Origin of the sequence: Deinococcus metalli (genome assembly GCF_014201805.1) — a bacterium.
Lineage (GTDB): Bacteria > Deinococcota > Deinococci > Deinococcales > Deinococcaceae > Deinococcus > Deinococcus metalli.
This window is the reverse complement of sequence record NZ_JACHFK010000005.1, coordinates 116,067-133,831: the sequence shown is the minus strand read 5'-3', so window position 1 is coordinate 133,831 and position 17,765 is coordinate 116,067. Positions and strand designations below refer to the sequence as shown.

Sequence of the window (17,765 nt, the reverse complement as noted above, 5' to 3'; positions counted from 1 at the left end):
TCACCCGGACCTGCTGCGGCAGCGGATCTCGAGGTGAGGAGAGCGTAGAAGGGGGCCGTTAGCTGCCGTTACGTGGCGGTGAGCGTCGTCCTGGACGGCGTTATGGCCTGCTGGATTGCCTCGGCCAGGGGCAGCAGCTGGCCCCGCAGGTACACGGCGTCCGCGTCGGCGCCGCAGCGCTGCCGCGCGTGCTCGAGCACCGTGCTGATGTTCACGCCCTGCACGGTCACGCCGGCCGCCCGCGCCAGGGCGTCCGCGGCGCCGGCCAGCAGCACGCACTGCCGGTCATCGCCCTCGGCGGCGGTGAGCTTGGCGAATTCCATCAGGGCGGCCACGGTGCCGCGGTGGCGGCCGATCTGCGCGAACAGCTGCAGCGCCTCGGTGAGCTGCGTGCGGGCCACCTCCAGTTCACCGGCGTTGACGTGCAGGTCCGCGAGGTTGAACAGCGAATTCGCCACGCCCTGGCGGTCGCCGAGGTCGCGCTTGATCTCCAGGCTCTGCTCGGTCAGGCGCTGGAAGTCGGCCAGGGTGTCGGAGACGTTCCCGAGGTTCGCCAGCGCGTACGCCACGCCCTGCCGGTCCCCGATGCGCTGCTTGAGGTCCAGGCTCTCCTGGAAGAGCGCGCCCGCCCGGGTCATCTCGCCCTGCAGGGCCCACGCGACCCCGAGGTCGTTGAGGGTGGTCGCCAGGCCCCACACGTCCTGGCCGGCGCGTTGCAGCGCCTCGGCCGCCGCGAGGTGCGCCCGCGCGTTGTTCAGCTGGCCGAGTTCCCGGTCCAGCAGCGCCAGGCCGTGGTGCGCGTGGGCCTCCAGCGTGCCCAGCCCCAGCGTCCGGGCGAGCGCGAGCGCGCCGTCCAGGTGGGCGCGGGCGTCCTCGTACTGGCCCAGATCGCGCGCCAGGCCGCCGGCCGCGCTGAGCGCCCGCACCCGCAGCGGCCCGGGACCGCCCGGCAGCGCGAGGGCCGCGGTGAGGTTCGCGTAGCCCTCGCGGTGGTGGCCGCGGACATACCAGAACCACTGCAGGTCGGCGGCCAGCCCCAGCGCCCCGGCCGCGTCGCCGGCGGTGAGCAGGTGCGCCATGGCCGCACGCAGGTTGTCGTGCTCGAGTTGCAGGCGCGACAGCCACGCCTGCTGCTCGGGACCGTGGAGTTGCGGCGCCGCGTCGCGCGCGAGGCCGGCGTAGTAGGCGGCGTGCGCGGCCGTGGCGGCCGCGAGCTCGGCCGGCAGGGCGCGCAGCCGCGCGGCCGCGAATTCCCGGATCGCCGCGTGCAGCGCGTAGCGGCCGCTGCGGTCGCGGGCGAGCAGCGAGTGGTCGCCCAGCACCAGCAGGGTCGGCAGGCCGCTGCCGCCCACGGCCCGGGCGGCGCCCAGGTCGAGGCCGCTCCGGCACACCGACAGCCGCGCCAGCACCACCTGCGCGCCGTGGGGCAGCAGCGCCCACGAGTGATCGAAGGCCGCCCGCAGGCTGCGGTGCCGCGCCGGGCGGTCCGGGGCCTCGCTCCCCACGTCGTCCAGGCCGCGGCGCAGTTCGTCCGCCACGTCGTCCAGCGTGAGCGCGCCCAGCCACCCGGCGGTGAGTTCCAGCGCCAGCGGCAGCCCCCCCGTGGCGTCCACCACCGTCAGCAGCGCCGGCAGGGTCTGCGGGGTGAGCGCCAGGGTCGGCTGGGCACGCCGGGCGCGTTCCAGGAACAGCCGCACCGCCCCGGACTGCGCGGCCGCGTCCAGGGTCGGCGCGGCCGGCAGGTCCAGGCCGCCCAGCAGCGTCACCCACTCGTCTTGCAGGCCCAGGCGGATGCGGGACGTGGCGATGAGCTGCGCACCCGGCGCCGCGGCCAGCATGCGCGTGAGCAGGGCCAGCACACCGGCCCGCGCCTCGCCGCCCAGCAGGTGTTCGAGGTTGTCCAGCGCCAGCAGCGACGCCCCGGCCTGGAGCGCCGCGATCACCTGCGCTTCCGGCGACTCGGCGCCCCCGGCCGCCAGCCCCAGCGCCGTGGCGAGGGCCGAGACCACCTCCGGCACTGTCGTGGCGGCCTCCAGCGGAACGAAGTGCACGCCGCCCGGCCGCGGCCCGCTGCGGTGCAGGAGTTCCAGCGCCACGCGCGTCTTGCCCGCTCCGCCGGGGCCGGTCACGGTCAGCAGTCGGCACGCCGGATCAGTCATGCGGGCCAGCAGAACGTCGAGTTCCTCCTGCCGGCCGATGATGGACGACCGGCCCGCGCCGGCCATGACCGCCTCCGCGGCGACCCCGTGACCGGCCCGGACCGCCTCGTACAGCGCAGTGGTCGCCTCGGCCGGCGCCAGGCCCAGTTCCCGGCGCAGCTGCGTGCGGAACCGGTCGTACACCGCCGCCGCGCCCGGCACGTCGTTCAGGCGGGCCGCGCAGCGCAGGCTGGCCTGCACCGCCTCCTCGTGGTACGGACTGACCGTCATGACCCGGTCCAGCCACGACCGGGCCGCGCCGGGCTGCCCGCGGCCCTCGAGTTCCTCCGCGTGGCACAGGGCCGCGTCAATCCACAGCTGGTGCAGGTCGTCCCGCTCCAGGTCGAGCCACGCCTCGAAGGCCGGCAACTCGGCGGGCCGCAGGGAGCCGAGCAGCGGCCCACGGTACACCTCGAGCGCCTCGGCCCAGCGCCCGGCCGCACACGCGTCGCGGAAGGTGCGGACGTCGCTGGACGCGCGCCACTGCACGTCGCCGGTGGTGGCGACCACGCCCGCGCCCCACGGGCGGGCGCGCACGCGGTGCAGCATCTGGCGCAGGCGGTTGCGGGCGGCGGCCTCCTCGGCGTCCGGGTACAGCAGCTCGAGGATCTCCTCGCGCGCCACCGGCTGGGCCGAGCTGGCCAGCAGCGCGAGCAGCCACAGCGCCGCGTCCGTCGCCGGCGGCGACACCTGGGCGCCCACGGTCACCTCCGGCGGGCCGAGCAGCGCCACGGAGATCAGGGATGGTTGCTGCGTCGTGTCCACAGTGTCTCGCCGCTGTTCGGGATGACTGCAGTCTACCCCGGCCCGGACCGCCACGGAGCTCAAGTGATGACATTCACAGCAGGCGGCGGGTCGAGACCTCGGACAGCCCCAGGCTGCCGAGCAGCAGCAGCGCGGCCAGCGCCCCAACGATGCCGGAGACCTCGCGCTGCTCGACCTTCCACGCCAGCGAGCGGCCCATCTCGCGGTACACCGTGCTGAGTTCCTCGGCCGAGCGCGCCTCGTAGTAGCGGCCCCCGGTCGTGGCGGCGATCTGGCGCAGGGTGGCCGCGTCGAACCCCCGGCCGGGCGTGCTCCAGCGGCTGCTGCGCAGGGACCCGTTGGCGGTGCCCAGCCCGACGGTGTACACCTTGATGCCGCTGGCCTTCACGCGGGTGGCCGCCTGGAGGGGGTCCGTGCCGCTGTTGTTGCGCCCGTCGGACAGCAGCACGATGGCGGCGGGCGGCCGGGCCGCCGGGGACGGCCCGGTCCCGCTGTCGCCGGTCCCGCCGCTCAGGGCGTTCAGGCCCTCGAGCAGACCGTCCCCAATGGCGGTGCTGAAGCCCAGCGTCAGGCCGTCGATGGCGCTCAGCACCTCGGTGTGGCGGCGGGTGGGCGGCGCGTTCAGCAGGGTCGACCCGGAAAAGGACGCCAGGCCCACCCGGGTGCCCGGCGGCAGGGACTTCACGAAGGTGCGCGCGGCCTCCTGGGCAGCCACGAACCGGCTGGGTTCGATGTCCTGCGCCTGCATCGACCGCGACACGTCCATCACCAGCATGATCGCCGTGCGGTCGTCCGGCAGCGGCCACGGGGCCTGCGGACGGCTCAGGGCCAGCAGCGCCAGCGCCACTGCGCCCAGATACAGCAGGGCGGGCAGGTGGCGGTGCAGCGGCCGTGGCCGGCCCTGGGCGCGCGCCAGCAGCGCCAGGTCCGGGTGGATGGCGACCGAACGCGCCGGGCGCGGCAGGCCCCGCAGGTACGCCCACACCAGCAACGGCAGCAGCAGCAGCGCGGCCAGCGCCCACGGCCACGTGAAGGTCACGGGACCCTCCGGTGCCAGCGCAGGCCCAGGCCGCCGCCCACGATCAGCAGCGCGGCGGCCAGCGCGGCCAGGGGAGCGCTGAGCGCCAGGTCGGTGGCCACCCAGCGGATGACGGTGCCCAGGCTGCGGAAGATGCCCTGGAGTTCACCGGGCTCGGGGGTCTCCAGAAACTCGCCGCCCGTGAGCTGCGCCAGGCGCTGCAGGCCCCCACTGTCGAAGGGCACGAACACGAGCTGTCCCCCGATCTGGCTGACGGCGCCGCCCTCGCGGCCGAGCGCCACGGCGTACACCTTCACGCCGTATGTCGAGGCGAAGCGCGCGGCGATCAGCGGACTGCCGCCCCGGTTGGAGATGCCGTCCGACAGCAGCAGCACCGCGCCCGGCGGAAACGGCCCCTGTGGCGCCGCGGCGGCGGTGCTGGGGCCGCCCTCCAGCTCCGGCGGGGGCTTGGCGTCCCCGCGGCCCGGCAGCGCCCGGACCGCGCCCACCAGCGCGCCGGCCAGCGAGGTCGCCTGCGCGGGCCGCACACGTTCCAGCGCGGCCACCACCGCCTGCCGGTCCGTGGTGGGCGCGACCAGCACCGCCGCGCGGTCCGAGAAGGTCAGGAACCCGATGCGGGTGGAGGCCGGGGCCACGCGCAGGAACTGCCGGATCACGTCCTCGGCGGCGGCCAGCCGGGTCGGACGGACGTCGTCGGCGAGCATGGAGCGCGAGGTGTCCAGCGCGACCATCACGGCCGCCTGGTTGCTGGGCAGGGGCAGCGGCGCGACCGGCTGGGCGGCGCCCAGCAGCAGCAGGCCCAGCGCGCCCACCTGCAGCGCCTGCGGCCAGCGGGTGTAGCGGGCCGGGGCGTCGTGCAGGGCGCCCTCCAGCAGCGCCGGGTCGGCGTACGCGCGCCGGCGCCGGGCGCGCTGGCGCGCCCACGCGCGCAACGCCACGAGGGTCAGCGGCAGCAGGACCAGCAGCCACAGCAACAGCGGCGCGTCGAAGGTCATGGCCGCTGCCCCCGGCGCACGGCCGTGAAGCGCAGCAGCGGCCCGACCGGATCGCGTTCGGTGCTCAGGTCCAGTAGGTCCACCCGCGCGGCCCGCAGGGCGCGGCGCAGGTCGCGGTCGCGCTGCGCCACCAGCCGCGCGTGCGCGGCGCGCACCTGCGGGTCCGAGGTGTCCAGCCACAACTCCTCGCCGGTCTCCGGGTCGCGCACGCGCAGGCCGCCCACATCCGGCAGGGCCCGCTCGGCTGGGTCCGAGATCCGCACGGCCACCACATCGTGCCGCTGCGCCAGCCGGCCCAGCGCGCCGGTCCAGCCGGAACCGCTGCCGGGCACGTCCTCCAGAAAGTCCGAGACCACGAAGACCAGCGAGCGCCGGCGCATCACGCGGCCGGCGCTGCTCAGGGCCGCTTCCAGGGTGGGGGCGTCGCCGGCGCGTGGGCTGGCCGGCGCCGGGCGGGACAGCAGCGCCAGCACGGCCAGCGCCTGCGCCCGCCCGCGACCCGGCGTGGCCACGCCGGCGCCCGGCCCGAAGGTGAGCGCGCCCAGCCGGTCACCGTGCCGCGTGACGATCAGGGCCGCTACACCAGCGAATTCGCGCGCCACATCGCGCTTGGAGCTGCGGCGGGTGCCGAAGGCCATGGACGCGGAGGTGTCGACGAGCAGCCACGTGGTCAGCTCGCGCTCTTCCTGATACTGCCGCACGTGCAGCCGGCCGCTGCGCGCCGTGACGTTCCAGTCGATGCGGCGCACCTCGTCGCCCGGCTGGTACTCGCGCACCTCGGCGAGGTCCAGGCTGGGACCGTAGAACAGCCCGCGGTAATCGCCGAACAGAACACCGTCCAGGCGGCGCACCACCTGGAATTCCAGGCGGCGCAGCAGCTGGGCCGGCAGTTCCGGCGGCGGCCGGCCCTCGGGGCGCGGCGGGGGCGGGGCCGGTCGGGCGGGCCGGCGCCTAAGAAAGGTCATCGCGCGGCCTGTCCGGCGGGCGGCTGCCGTGCGGATCGCCCATGTGCACGCGCGGCAGGGGCACGGCGGCGATCACGCGACTCACCAGGTCCTCGGTTCTGGTCTCCTCGGCCAGACCCTCGTACGACGGAATGACGCGGTGGCGCAGCACGTCCGGCGCGAGGTCGCGTACGTCCTCGGGCAGCACGTACTCGCGGCCACGCACAATGGCGAGCGCCTTGGCGCCCAGGATCAGGTTCACGCTGCCGCGCGGACTGGCGCCGTAGGCGATCATGCGCTGGAGGTCCGGCAGCCCGACGTCGGCCGGAGCGCGCGTGGCGCGGGCCAGCGTCACCGCGTACTCGGTCACGGCCGGGGGCACGTACACCTGATCGGCCATGCGCTGCAGCGCCCGCAGCTCGTCAGCCGAGAGCTGCTCGGTCACGGGCGCGAACGACTGCGAGACCCGCTCCACGATGGTGATCTCCTCGTGTACGCCGGGGTAGCCGACCAGCACCTTGAACATGAAGCGGTCCACCTGCGCTTCCGGCAGGAAGTACGTGCCCTCGGACTCGATGGGGTTCTGCGTGGCGAGCACCAGGAAGGGATCGGGGAGCGCAAAGGTCCGGGTACCGATGGTCACCTGCCGTTCCTGCATGGCCTCCAGCAGCGCCGACTGGATCTTCGCGGGCGCACGGTTGATCTCGTCCGCCAGGATCAGCTGCGCGAACACCGGCCCCAGCTCGACCTGGAACTCGCCCGTCTGCTGGTTGTAGATGCGCGTGCCGATCAGGTCCGCGGGCACCAGGTCCGGCGTGAACTGGATGCGCTTGAAGGTGGCCCCGATGGCCTGCGCGGTGGTCTGGATGGTGAGGGTCTTGGCCAGACCCGGCACGCCCTCGACCAGCACGTGCCCGCGGGCGAGCAGCGCCACCAGCAGCCGCTCGAGCAGCAAGTCCTGCCCGACGATCACCGTCTTGACCTCGAACAGCAGCGCGCGCAGCCGGGCGGCGGCCTGCGTGACCGCGTCCGGCCGCAGCGGCGTCAGGTCGGCGGCGTCGGGCGTCACGACCTCATCTCCGGTCCGGAGAACGGCGGCGCGGCCGGCGCGGGCAGCGGCTGCACGGGGAACAGCTCGGTGTCGCTGCCCGGCGACGCGCCGCCGGGACCGGGCGAGCCCGGCTGCATACGGTAGAACTGGCCGTCCCTGAACATCAGCACGGTGCACTCTCCTTGGTCGCGGCGGGGCTGGCCCTGCGGCGCCGCGCCCGGCTGCTGCCCGTCGCCGGGCGTAATGGGAATGACCTCGCGCGGATCGCCGCCCGCCCCGGCGCCGTCCGGGGCCGCGCTGTCCACGGGGTCGTCGTGCGCCTGATCCACGATGAACTGCCACAGCGGCGCTGCGGCGGGGCCTGGCGCGGCGCGGCCCAGCGTGAACCCCAGGCCCAGCGCGCCGAGAACGAGGGCCACCGTCCACCCCTTCATGGCGCGGCGCGGCGAAAGAGGAGGACGAACACCTGCGGCCGACAGTCAGAAGCGGTCATGCCAATCTCCCGGGTGGTGAGAACGTCCGCCCACTGTACGCCTTCGGTCCGGAAAGCGGCCTCCTCAGCACACAAAGTTGTGACGTCCGGGGACTGCGCCGCGCACGGCACGCCCGCGGGGCGCTCCCGGCGGGCGGAAGGCAGGCGCCCGGTCAAGGGCAGGACCGCCGCACCGCCTGATCCTGAAGAAAGCCTGACATTTCTCACCTAGTGTGCCGTGAGAAATGTCACGCGCTGCCCTGCCCCCCACCCGCCCGGAGGCGACATGAACCGCCTGGACCGGCTGGGCCTGGCGGTCATGCAGCCCGAACTGGACCGTCACGCCGAGTGGCTGATGCACGGCGCGCGCGACATCGAGCTGCAGGACCTGTGCGAGAGCGTGGAGCTGATGGACGGCGAGTGGTCGGCGCTGGCCCGGCGGCAGGTCGCGCTGCTCCAGCACCACCGGGGCCGCATCGGCGTGCACGCGCCGTTCTGGAACATGCACCTGGACGCCCTCGATCCGCAGATCCGGCGGGTCGTGCAGGGCCGCTACCTGCTGGGTCTGGACTTCACCGAGGCGGTGGGCGGGCAGTGGCTGGTCGTGCACTCGCCGTTCTACTTCTGGGGCCACCTGATGGTGCAGCACCGCCGCACGCTGAGTCAGGAGATCGGCCTGGCCCAGCTGACGCTGGAGCCGGTGCTGGCCCGCGCCGCCGAGCTGGGCGTGACCATCGTCATCGAGAACATCCTCGACCGGGACCCGGCGCCGCTGCTGGCGCTGGTGGCGTCGTTCGGCTCGCCGCATGTGCGCGTGAGCGTCGACACCGGTCACGCCCACGTGGGTGCCCAGCACGGCGGCCTGAGCGCGCAGGGCTGGCTGACCCAGACCGCGCCGCTGCTCGGGCACGTGCACGTGCAGGACAACGACGGCAGCGCCGACGAGCACCTCGCACCCGGCGAGGGCACGGTGCACTGGCCCGGCGTGCTGCGCGCCCTGCGGGCCACGACCACCGATCCGGCCCTGGTGCTGGAGGTCGTGCCGGAGCACGTGGACGCGGCCGTCCGCTGGATTCAGGCGCTGCCTGCCCCCACGGTCATTCCCGAACCCACCCTCTGACAAGGAGTCCGAAATGAAGAAACTGCCCGTCCTGTCCGCCCTGCTGGTCACCGGTGTCGCCGTCGCGGCCATCGCCCAGAACGCCATCCCCGCCATGATCGTCACGAACGCCAAGAAGGACGCGGGCCTGAACACCATCGCGCTGCCCGAGGACTGGGCGAACTACGGCGAGATCATGAGCACCTTCCAGAAGAAGTATGGCCTGAAGATCACCAACGCCTCGCCCCAGGCGAGCAGCGCCGAGGAACTCCAGGCGGTCAAGTCGCTCAAGGGCCAGAAGCGCGGCCCGGACGTGCTGGACGTCGGCCCGTCGTTCGCCATCCAGGGCGTGCAGGAAAAACTGCTGATGGCCTACAAGCCCTCGACGTGGGCCAGCATCCCGGACAGCGCCAAGGACAAAGACGGCAACTGGATGGGCAACTACTTCGGCGTGATCTCCTTCGGCGTGAACACGGACGTCGTGAAGAACGTGCCCAAGAGCTTCGCGGACCTGCTCAAGCCCGAGTACAAGGGCATGGTCGCCCTGAACGGCAACCCGACCACCGCCGCCGCCGCGTTCAGTGGCGTGTGGGCCGCCGCGCTCGCCAACGGTGGGTCGCTCGACAACATCCAGCCTGGCGTGGACTTCTTCGCCAAGCTCAAGGCCGCTGGGAACTTCACCCCGGTCGCAGCCTCCCCGGCCACCGTGCAGAGCGGCCAGACGCCCATCGTGATCGACTGGGACTACCTGAACCTCGCGCAGACCAAGGCCATGGCCGGCAAGATCAACTACAAGACCGTGGTGCCCACCGACGGCGTGTACGGCAGCCACTACGCCACCGCCATCAGCGCCTACGCGCCCAACCCGAACGCCGCGAAGCTGTGGATGGAATTCATCGCGTCCGACGAGGGCCAGATGCTGTTCCTCAAGGGCTACGCGCACCCCATCCGCTTCAACGACATGGTCAAGCGCGGCGTGATCCCGCAGGCCATGCTCAGCGAACTGCCCGACGCGGCCGTGTACAACAAGGTGAAGTTCGCCACGCCGACCCAGACCACCAAGGCCAAGGAAACCCTGTCGGCGAGCTGGCCCAAGCAGATGCAGTAAGCCGTCAGGGCGCTGACCTGCCGCGCCGCTGAACGCCGGGCTACTTCCCTCCCGTGGGGACGTAGCCCGACCGCTTCATGACAGGCGCATGCTGGAGGGGCAGGCCGGCCCGCCCCTTCCCCCATGTCAAGGAGACCGCCGATGACCCAGTCCGTTCATTTCCCGGAGTGCGCCCATGACTGAACTCGATCCCGCCGAGCAGCGGGCCTTCGCGCAGGCGGTCGGGCCGGTCGCCGTGGGGCGCCGCCTGGCGCTGCCCCGCATCGACGGCCTGACCTGGCTGTTCGTGGGGCCGCTGTTCCTGGTCCTGCTGGCCTTCATGGTGCTGCCCGCCTTCAGCGTGCTGGTCGGCGCGGTGCGCGGCGAGGGCGGCCACTTCACCACGAAGTACCTCGCCATGCTGGGCCAGGCGCAGTATGTGACCGCGCTGAAGAACACCGTGCTCGTGTCGTTCTGGTCGGCGCTGCTGGGCGCGGTGCTGGGCGCGGCGCTCGCGTGGGTGGCGCTGGGGCCACACAGCCCGCCGTGGATTCGCCGGCCCCTGATGTCGTTCTCCGGCGTGGCGTCGAACTTCGCGGGCATTCCGCTGGCGCTGGCGTTCCTGATGACCCTCAGCGGCACCGGCGTGATCACCAAACTGCTGCTCGCGGTGGGCATCAACCTCCAGGCGCTGGGCTTCAGCCTGTTCAGCCTCCCGGGCCTGGTGCTGGTGTACCTGTACTTCCAGATTCCGCTGATGGTGATCCTGTTCACGCCCGCGATCAACGGCCTGCGGCAGGAATGGCAGGAGGCCGCCGAGAACCTGGGTGCCGGCCCGTGGCTGTACTGGCGGCGGGTGGGCCTGCCGATCCTGATGCCGTCGCTGCTGGCGTGCGCGACCATGCTGTTCGGCAACGCGTTTGCCACGTATGCCACGCCCTACGCGCTGACCTCCGGGAACATTCCGCTGCTGCCGCTCCAGATCTCGGCGGTCATGAGCGGCAACGTGCTGAGCGACCCGCAGCTGGGGCAGGCGCTGGCCCTGCTGATCATCGTGATCATGCTCATCACGACCGCGCTGTACGTGTGGTTCGACAAGCAGAGCAGCCGGTGGCGCGTATGAAGAGAACTGATGGTGAGTCGAAGACGAACCCGACTGGCACAGCTCCGCAGGAGAGCGAAGCGAGTACGAGAAAGGAAGGCATTCCGGCGATGGAACCTCATGTCGGCGGTTGTTCCGACATGAGGTGGAATCAGAGGAGTGCCGTATGACCCGGCGGCCTGGACTGGGGATCGGCGGCGGCATCGTGATCGTGCTCTTTGCGCTGTACTTCTTCGCCCCGCTGGTGTCGCTGGCGGTGGCGAGCATGTGGCAGGGCGGCAATCGCTACGACCTGAGCGCGTACGGCGGCGTGGTGCGGGAGGAGAACTTCATCGCGTCGTTCAAGCTCTCGCTGATGCTGGCGGTCGAGACCATCGCCCTGACGCTCGCGGTCGTGTTCCCGGCGGTGTTCTGGGTAAACCTGCGCGCCCAGCACCTGCGCGCCTTCTTCAACGTGCTGTCGGTCATCGCCTTCATCGTGCCGCCCATCGTGCTGGTCAGCGGTATCAGCGGGCTGTACCGGGGGCCGGAATGGTTCGTGGGCACGCCGCACTTCCTGGTGGTCGGGTACACCGTGCTGGCCATTCCGTACACCTACCGCACGCTCGACAACGGCATGCGCGCCCTGAACCTCCAGACGCTCAGCGAGGCGGCCCAGAGCTGCGGCGCAGGCTGGGGCACCCTGATCCGCCGGATCATCCTGCCGAACGTGCGCGGCGCGGTGCTGGGCGCGGTCCTGCTGATCCTGACCCTGGCGCTGGGCGAGTTCACCTTCGCCAACGTCCTGCTGTACCAGACCCTGCCGGTGTACATGAGCTACATCGCGTCCACCCGCGCCAACGAGTCCTCCGCGCTGGCGATCATGGCGCTGCTGTTCACGTGGCTGGCCATGTACATCCTGCTGAACGTGGAATCGCGCGCCGCCCGCAAGGCCTGACGGTGGTGGACCACCGCCGGAAACGGGTTGACCCCCGGGCGGAGCGAGAACGAGACCTAGGAGCCCCATGAGCGAACTGCACCTCTCGAACATCACCAAGAGCTACGGCTCCAGCGTGGCCCTGCATCCCCTCGACCTGACCCTGGAACGCGGCGAACTCGTCACGCTGCTCGGGCCGTCCGGCTGCGGCAAGACCACGCTGCTGCGGATCGTCGCCGGCTTTCTCGCGCCGGACACGGGCAAGATCGTGCTGGGCGGCCGTGACCTGACGCGCGTCCCCGCCCGGCAGCGCGACATGGGCATGGTCTTTCAGGCCTACAGCCTGTTTCCGAACCTGACCGCGGGCGAGAATGTCGCCTTCGGGCTCGACGTGCGCCGCCTGGGCGGCGACGAGAAAAAACAGCGGGTGGACGAGCTGTTCGAGCTGATCGGTCTGCCCGGCATGCAGGGCCGCTACCCGGCCCAGCTGTCCGGCGGGCAGCAGCAGCGCATCGCGCTGGCCCGCGCGCTGGCCATCCGCCCGCAGGTGCTGCTGCTCGACGAACCCCTCTCCGCGCTCGATGCCCAGGTGCGCCTGAACCTGCGTGACGAGATCCGCCGCGTGCAGCAGGAAACCGGGATCACCACCCTGTTCGTCACGCACGATCAGGAAGAAGCGCTGGCCATCTCGGACCGCGTGGTGGTCATGCAGGGGGGACTGATCGCGCAGGTGGGCACGCCGGCCGAGATCTACCGCCAGCCGGCCACGCCCTTCGTCGCGGAGTTCATCGGGTCGTCGAGCGGCCTGAGCGGGCAGGTGAGCGATCCCGCCCGCGGCGCGGTGCATGTGCCGGGCCTGAACGAGCCCCTGAGCGTGGGCCGTCCCCTGACCGGCTTCGTGGCCGGCGATCCTGTGCGGATCTACCTGCGGCCCGAGGAGCTGCGCCTGTCCGGCGCCGAGGCCCGTCTGCCGGGCGATCTGGACGTGCTGGTGCGCCAGATGCGCTTCATGGGCGCCGTGACCCGTGTCAGCGTGGGGGCCGGGGAGCACGAGCTGGATATCGACCTCCAGGGCGCGCAGGCGGAGCGGCTGCACCTGGGCGCGGCGGCGGCGCTGTCCATTCCGCCGCAGGCCGTCCATGTCGTCCGCGACGTCCGCTGAGCCGCCCCGGCTGCTCGCCTTCGACCTGGACGGCACGGTCGTCGAGGACGGCGGGATGCGCGTGCCCGCACGCACCCGCGGGGCGCTGGCCCGGCTGCGCGCGCAGGGCGTCGCGGTCGCGGTGATCACCGGCCGGGACGACGTGCCCCCGGACGTGATGGACGCGCTGGCGCCCGACGCCGTGGCGCTGCACACCGGGTCGCTGATCCTGCGCGGCGAGGAGGTCGTGCATCAGGTCTCGCTGACAGCCGGGGAGATCGCGGCCGTGCAGGCGCGGCGGCCCCCCGGCGGGCACCTACTGGCGCTGACGCGCGGGTGCGTGTACGCCGACCTCTCGCCCCTGCCGGACGTGGACGCGTGGCGGACGCGCTGGGCGCTGGCCCACCGGCCCTTCATGCCCTTCGACCCGCTGCCGGCCGGCGGCGTGATGGGCCTGTGGTGCTTCCACGACGATATCGGCACGTGGCGGGCCGGCGTGGAGGCCACGTGCCCGCACCTGCCCATCGTGGGCGCGCAGCCGCCCTACATGGACAACATGAACGTGTCGCCCGCCGGCGTGCACAAGGGCATGGCCCTGGAGCGCGTCGCCGCCGCGCTGGACGTGCCGCTGGAGCGCGCCTGGGCCTTCGGGGACAGCGACAACGACCTGCCGATGTTCGCGGTGGCCGGCCGGGCGGTGCAGGTGGGCACGCTGCCGCTGCTGGCCGGCCACGCGCACCACCGCGTCGAGGACGTCAGCGCGCTGGGTGCGTGGCTCGACGCCCACGTGATGCCGGGCCTGGCCGCGCGCTAGGGCTCACGCGGGCGGAACGTCGGCCTGCGCCCACAGCGGTCCGGCACGGTCCGGCTGACCGGCCTGGACGTAGGCGTCGGCGGCGTCCCGGGCGTACTGCGCGGCCTCACCGAAGCGGTAGGCGTCGCGGGCATGTTCGGCCGCGCGGGCGTACTGCGGCGCGGCCTCGCGCACGTCTCCGCCCGCGTGCCAGTGCCGGGCGATGCGCGCCGGCGGCGCGTGGTGGGCGGCGAGCGCGCGGGCGGCCGAGCGGTGCAGCAGCCGCCGGACGGCGCCGGGCATCGCCGCGAGCACCGCGTCGGCCACTAGGTCGTGCTCGAAGCCCGCGCCGCGCATCACCTGCGCGCCCTCCAGCTCCTCCCACGCGGCCACGGTGTCCAGCAGCGGCGCGCCCAGCACCTCGGCCACCAAGTCCACGTCGAAGTCGCTGCCCAGCACGGCCGCCGCCCGCGCCGCGTGCAGGGCCGCGGGCGACAGCCGGGCCACACGCGCGGCCGTGACGCGGCCCGCCGATTCGGGCAGGGGCAGCGGCTCCCCGCGCCCCGGCGCCGCGCCCGCCGTGCCGTGCAGGCTGCGCGCCGCCTCCAGCAGCAGCAGGGGATTGCCGCCGGTGTAGCGGCCGAGTTCGCCGGCCAGGTCGCCCGCCGCCGGCAGGTCAAGGGCCGCGACGAGTTCGCTCACGGCGCCCTGGTCCAGCGGCCCCAGCTCGATCACGCGGATCAGGCCGCTGCCGAGCATCGCGTGGAGCACGCCCTGCTGCGCGGGGTTCAGGCCGCCCGGACGGGCGCAGTGGATGGTGCGGTACGGCGCGTCCGGCTGGCCCCAGCCCAGGTGCGCGAACACGTAGGCCCCCGCCTCGACGCTGGCGTCGTCCATGAACTGCACGTCGTCGAACACCATGCGGCGCAGGCCCTGCGCGACCGCCGCCCCCAGCGCCTCGGCCTTGGCCTGCCAGAACCGCCGCTTGTGCTCCTCGTCCGTGATCGGCGCGGGGGCCTGTCCCAGGGCCGGGACGATACGGGCGAGTTCCGCGTACACCCACGGGGCCACGTCCAGCGCCGGGAAGGCGTCCAGCACCTGCCGGTAGGTGCGGGCGTGCGTGGCGTACGGCAACCCCGCGTCGCCCACGCAGCCGCGGAAGCGCATGCCGCCGCCGTGCGCATCGAGAAAGTCCAGGGCCAGGCGCGTCTTGCCCACGCCCGGCTCGCCCAGCAGGACGATGCCCTGACCGGCGGCCCACGCGGCCTCCATCTGCACCCACTCGGCCTCGCGGCCCACCAGGGGCGGACGGCCCACGCGCTGCGCGAGCGGCGCCGGCGCCCGCCCCGGCGCGCTGCCGACCGTGCCGCGCCCGATGTCCCGCGCCAGGGCCTGCGTTTCCGGCAGGAGGTCGTGGCCCAGCGCGGCGCGCAGCTCCTCCCGGCCAGCCGCGTACACGCGCAGCGCGCGGGCCGGGTCGCCCAGCAGGTAGTGCAGGCGCATCTCGCGGCGCAGCGCGTCCTCCGACAGCGGGTCCACGGCGCGCAGGCGACCGACTGCGGCCAGCGCCCCGGCCCACTCGCCCGCGTCCTCGAGGCGCTGGGCGTCGGCACGCCAGCGGGCCGCGCGCTCAGCGTCCAGCCGCGCGCGCCGCGCCAGCAGCCAGTCGTGCAGTTCCGGCAGGTCCGGCCACGCCACGCCCGCCAGCAGCTCGCCCGTGCCGTCACCGTTACCCACATCCATCACCACGTCCGGGGCCAGCGACAGCACGTCGCCCGGCACCACCACGCCCGCCCCCAGCGCCGCGCGCAGGCGCCGCAGCTGGTGCACCAGGTTGTTGCGGGCGGTGGCCTCCACGGTGTCGGGCCACAGCAGCCCGGCCAGCTGGCTGCGGGGCACCGGGCCTTCCAGCGCCAGGTACGCCAGGAGGGCGAGCGCCTTGCCCGCCACACGCCGCTCCTGACCGTCGGGGCCGCGCAGCGCGGGTACCCCCAGCACCCTCAGCTCCCACGCGCCGTGACCGTGACCTTCAGGCATGCCCTCCATCCTAGCCAGCGGGTGGGCGCGGCGTCGGCCGCGGGCCACCATCGCCGCCCACCGCCGCGCCCGCGCGCCGCGCGGCGTCGGCGCCCGCGTCGTCCCCCTGCGCGGCGTAGGCGCCCACCGCCGCGGCATACGCGGCCGCAGCCTCCGACGGGCGCAGGTCGGCCTCGGCTGCCGCGCCGGCGCGCATCAGCCACGCGGCGGCCTGGGCGTGGTCGCCGGCGGCCTGCCAGTGCCGCGCCACCCGCCCCGGGTGCTCGCCGTGCCGCTCCAGCGTGCGCGCCGCCGCGCGGTGGAGCAGCGTCCGGACGGTGTCCGGCAGGCCCGCCAGCACCGCCTCGCGCACCACGTCGTGGCTGAAGCGCTCGCCCACCGTCACCTGCGCGGTCTCCAGTTCCTCCCACGCGCCCGCCAGGTTCAGGACGCCCAGGCCCAGCACCTCGGCCAGGAGTTCCAGCGTGAAATGGTCACCCAGCACCGCCGCGCCGCGCGCCACCTGCAGCGCCACGCCCGACAGGCCCGCCAGGCGCTCCTCGACCAGCGGCCGCACGCCCTCGGGGCGGTGCAGGCGCTCGTCCACCCGGAAGTCCCCGCTGCGGAACATGTGGCGCAGCGCCTCCAGCAGGAACTGCGGATTGCCGCCCGTCACGCGGTGCAGCGCCGCCGGTAGGTCCGGGTCATCCCCTGGCACGTCCAGCGTGTGGAGCAGGTCGCGCGTGCCCTGCACGTCCAGGCCGCCCAGTTCGACGCGCGCCGCCACCCCGGCCTCCACCAGCGCGTCGATGCGCGCCTGCGTGTGCGCGGGCAGGCTGCCGCGCCGGTACGTGATGACGTGGCGCGGCACCTCGCCCGGCTCGCCCGGCGCGGGGCTCTGGGTCAGGAAGAACGCGCCCAGCTCCACGGTCGCGGGGTCGTAGTACTGCACGTCGTCCGTGATCACCGCTGCGAAGCCCGGCGCGGTCAGCCGCACGAGTTCCAGATGCGCCAGGTAGTACTTCAGGCGCGCCGCTTCCGAGTCGATGGGCGGCGGTGGCTCACCGGTCGCGAGTTCCGGCAGCAGGCGCGACAGTTCCCGCCGCGCCCACTCCGGCAGCGTCACGTCGGGGGCCGCCGCGAGCCGGGCGCGGGCGTTGTGCGCCGCCGCCGCGAAGGGCACGTCCTGCGCGCCCGCCCGGCCCGGCAGGAACAGCGCCCGGCCGCGGCTCGCCACGAAATCCTGCGCCAGCCGCGTCTTGCCGGCGCCCGCGTCGCCCGTCACGTAGATCGTGTGGCCCGCCGCCCACGCGGCCTCCAGCTGCGCCCACGCGGCGGCCCGGCCCACCAGCACTGGCGGGCGCAGCACGCCCAGCGGCAGCGTCGCCGCGCGGCGCACGCCCGGCAGCGCGCCGTCCGCCTCGATACGGCGGGCGAGGTCGCGCGTCTGCGGTTCCGGGTCCGAGCCCAGCTCCCGCGCGAGCAGCTCCCGCCCACGGGCGTACGCCGCCAGGGCCGCCGGGCGGTCGCCCGCGTGGGCGTGCAGCCGCATCACGCGCCGCAGCGCGTCCTCTGATGCCGGGTCGAGGTCGAGGAGCTGCCCGGCGTGTCGCAGCGCGTGCGTCCACTCGCCCGCGTCCTCGGCCGCCTGCGCCGCGTGAACGAGCCGCTCACGCCGTCGGCCATCCAGATCCTCGCGCCACGCCGCCACCCACTCCTCGATCTCCGGGAGGTCGTCCACGTCCACTCCGGCCAGCAGCGTGCCCGCCGGGATGTCGGCTGGCGCGCCCGGCGGCTCCAGCAGCGCGCGGGCATCGACGCGGACGCCGCCGTCCAGCGTCAGCGCCGCGTGGCCGTGCACGAGGTCCGCGCCGCACAGCCGCGACAGCCGGCGCAGCAGGTGCACCAGGTTGTTGCGGGCGCCGTGCGGCGGCGTGTCCGGCCACAGCAGCTCCGCCAGCCGCGCGCGCGTCGCGCTGCCCTCCAGCGCCAGGTACGCCAGCAGGATCGCCGTCTTGCGCTCGGGCCGCCACTGCCGGCCGTCGGCGGCGTGCAGCGTCGGCGTGCCGAGCAGCGTCAACGCCCAGGGCCACTCCATGGATGCCGCGAGTGTAGCAGGGGCCGCGTGGCCCGGCTCCCGTCGGTCG

General features: G+C 73.9%; 14 protein-coding genes. 6 read left to right on the top strand and 8 right to left on the bottom strand.

The window, feature by feature from the left end:
- Positions 1 to 68: 68 nt before the first annotated feature.
- From HNQ07_RS11360 to HNQ07_RS11335, 6 genes are all read right to left on the bottom strand, one after another.
- Complete coding sequence (locus HNQ07_RS11360; protein ID WP_184111836.1) at positions 69 to 2,963, bottom strand: ATP-binding protein; 2,895 nt, start codon at positions 2,961 to 2,963, stop codon at positions 69 to 71.
- A 73-nt stretch (positions 2,964 to 3,036) separates the two neighbouring features.
- Positions 3,037 to 4,002, bottom strand: coding sequence for a vWA domain-containing protein (locus HNQ07_RS11355; protein ID WP_184111834.1), 966 nt, complete (start codon positions 4,000 to 4,002; stop codon positions 3,037 to 3,039).
- On the bottom strand, positions 3,999 to 4,997 hold the full coding sequence (locus HNQ07_RS11350) for a VWA domain-containing protein (protein WP_184111831.1): 999 nt from the start codon (positions 4,995 to 4,997) through the stop codon (positions 3,999 to 4,001). Before HNQ07_RS11350 ends, HNQ07_RS11355 begins: the two co-directional genes overlap by 4 nt.
- Entirely contained in the window at positions 4,994 to 5,962 is a 969-nt protein-coding gene (locus HNQ07_RS11345) for a DUF58 domain-containing protein (protein WP_184111829.1), read from the bottom strand. The genes HNQ07_RS11350 and HNQ07_RS11345 overlap by 4 nt, the downstream gene beginning before the upstream one ends.
- A complete protein-coding gene (locus HNQ07_RS11340) occupies positions 5,949 to 7,010 on the bottom strand; it encodes an AAA family ATPase (protein ID WP_184111827.1) in 1,062 nt (353 codons plus the stop codon). The genes HNQ07_RS11345 and HNQ07_RS11340 overlap by 14 nt, the downstream gene beginning before the upstream one ends.
- Positions 7,007 to 7,411: a hypothetical protein gene (locus tag HNQ07_RS11335; RefSeq protein ID WP_184111826.1), complete on the bottom strand. Its 405-nt coding sequence runs from the start codon at positions 7,409 to 7,411 to the stop codon at positions 7,007 to 7,009. Before HNQ07_RS11335 ends, HNQ07_RS11340 begins: the two co-directional genes overlap by 4 nt.
- 339 nt (positions 7,412 to 7,750) lie before the next feature.
- Here HNQ07_RS11335 and HNQ07_RS11330 point away from each other — a divergent pair, with 339 nt between their 5' ends.
- The 6 genes from HNQ07_RS11330 (at position 7,751) to HNQ07_RS11305 (ending at position 13,623) form a co-directional block, all read left to right on the top strand.
- Complete coding sequence (locus HNQ07_RS11330) at positions 7,751 to 8,584, top strand: sugar phosphate isomerase/epimerase family protein (RefSeq protein ID WP_184111825.1); 834 nt, start codon at positions 7,751 to 7,753, stop codon at positions 8,582 to 8,584.
- A gap of 13 nt (positions 8,585 to 8,597) precedes the next feature.
- The gene (locus HNQ07_RS11325) at positions 8,598 to 9,671 is read left to right on the top strand and encodes an ABC transporter substrate-binding protein (RefSeq protein WP_221274952.1); all 1,074 of its coding nucleotides are present in this window, start codon (positions 8,598 to 8,600) and stop codon (positions 9,669 to 9,671) included.
- A 175-nt stretch (positions 9,672 to 9,846) separates the two neighbouring features.
- Entirely contained in the window at positions 9,847 to 10,773 is a 927-nt protein-coding gene (locus tag HNQ07_RS11320) for an ABC transporter permease (protein ID WP_184111824.1), read from the top strand.
- A gap of 145 nt (positions 10,774 to 10,918) precedes the next feature.
- Complete coding sequence (locus HNQ07_RS11315) at positions 10,919 to 11,689, top strand: ABC transporter permease (RefSeq protein ID WP_184111823.1); 771 nt, start codon at positions 10,919 to 10,921, stop codon at positions 11,687 to 11,689.
- A gap of 67 nt (positions 11,690 to 11,756) precedes the next feature.
- Positions 11,757 to 12,830: an ABC transporter ATP-binding protein gene (locus HNQ07_RS11310; protein ID WP_184111822.1), complete on the top strand. Its 1,074-nt coding sequence runs from the start codon at positions 11,757 to 11,759 to the stop codon at positions 12,828 to 12,830.
- Complete coding sequence (locus tag HNQ07_RS11305; RefSeq protein ID WP_184111821.1) at positions 12,808 to 13,623, top strand: HAD family hydrolase; 816 nt, start codon at positions 12,808 to 12,810, stop codon at positions 13,621 to 13,623. Before HNQ07_RS11310 ends, HNQ07_RS11305 begins: the two co-directional genes overlap by 23 nt.
- 3 nt (positions 13,624 to 13,626) lie before the next feature.
- On the opposite strand, the gene HNQ07_RS11300 is transcribed toward HNQ07_RS11305, so the two are convergent.
- Together HNQ07_RS11300 and HNQ07_RS11295 are read right to left on the bottom strand one after the other, a co-directional pair.
- A complete protein-coding gene (locus HNQ07_RS11300; RefSeq protein ID WP_184111819.1) occupies positions 13,627 to 15,639 on the bottom strand; it encodes an AAA family ATPase in 2,013 nt (670 codons plus the stop codon).
- A gap of 10 nt (positions 15,640 to 15,649) precedes the next feature.
- A complete protein-coding gene (locus HNQ07_RS11295) occupies positions 15,650 to 17,716 on the bottom strand; it encodes an ATP-binding protein (RefSeq protein WP_184111817.1) in 2,067 nt (688 codons plus the stop codon).
- Positions 17,717 to 17,765: the final 49 nt, after the last annotated feature.

Bases quoted from the DNA above. Each gene is read 5' to 3' on its own strand.
- HNQ07_RS11350 (WP_184111831.1), bottom strand. From the start codon at position 4,997: ATGACCTTCGACGCGCCGCTGTTGCTGTGGCTGCTGGTCCTGCTGCCG.
- HNQ07_RS11345 (WP_184111829.1), bottom strand. From the start codon at position 5,962: ATGACCTTTCTTAGGCGCCGGCCCGCCCGACCGGCCCCGCCCCCGCCG.
- HNQ07_RS11330 (WP_184111825.1), top strand. From the start codon at position 7,751: ATGAACCGCCTGGACCGGCTGGGCCTGGCGGTCATGCAGCCCGAACTG.
- HNQ07_RS11325 (WP_221274952.1), top strand. From the start codon at position 8,598: ATGAAGAAACTGCCCGTCCTGTCCGCCCTGCTGGTCACCGGTGTCGCC.
- HNQ07_RS11320 (WP_184111824.1), top strand. From the start codon at position 9,847: ATGACTGAACTCGATCCCGCCGAGCAGCGGGCCTTCGCGCAGGCGGTC.
- HNQ07_RS11315 (WP_184111823.1), top strand. From the start codon at position 10,919: ATGACCCGGCGGCCTGGACTGGGGATCGGCGGCGGCATCGTGATCGTG.
- HNQ07_RS11310 (WP_184111822.1), top strand. From the start codon at position 11,757: ATGAGCGAACTGCACCTCTCGAACATCACCAAGAGCTACGGCTCCAGC.
- HNQ07_RS11305 (WP_184111821.1), top strand. From the start codon at position 12,808: ATGTCGTCCGCGACGTCCGCTGAGCCGCCCCGGCTGCTCGCCTTCGAC.
- HNQ07_RS11300 (WP_184111819.1), bottom strand. From the start codon at position 15,639: ATGCCTGAAGGTCACGGTCACGGCGCGTGGGAGCTGAGGGTGCTGGGG.
- HNQ07_RS11295 (WP_184111817.1), bottom strand. From the start codon at position 17,716: ATGGAGTGGCCCTGGGCGTTGACGCTGCTCGGCACGCCGACGCTGCAC.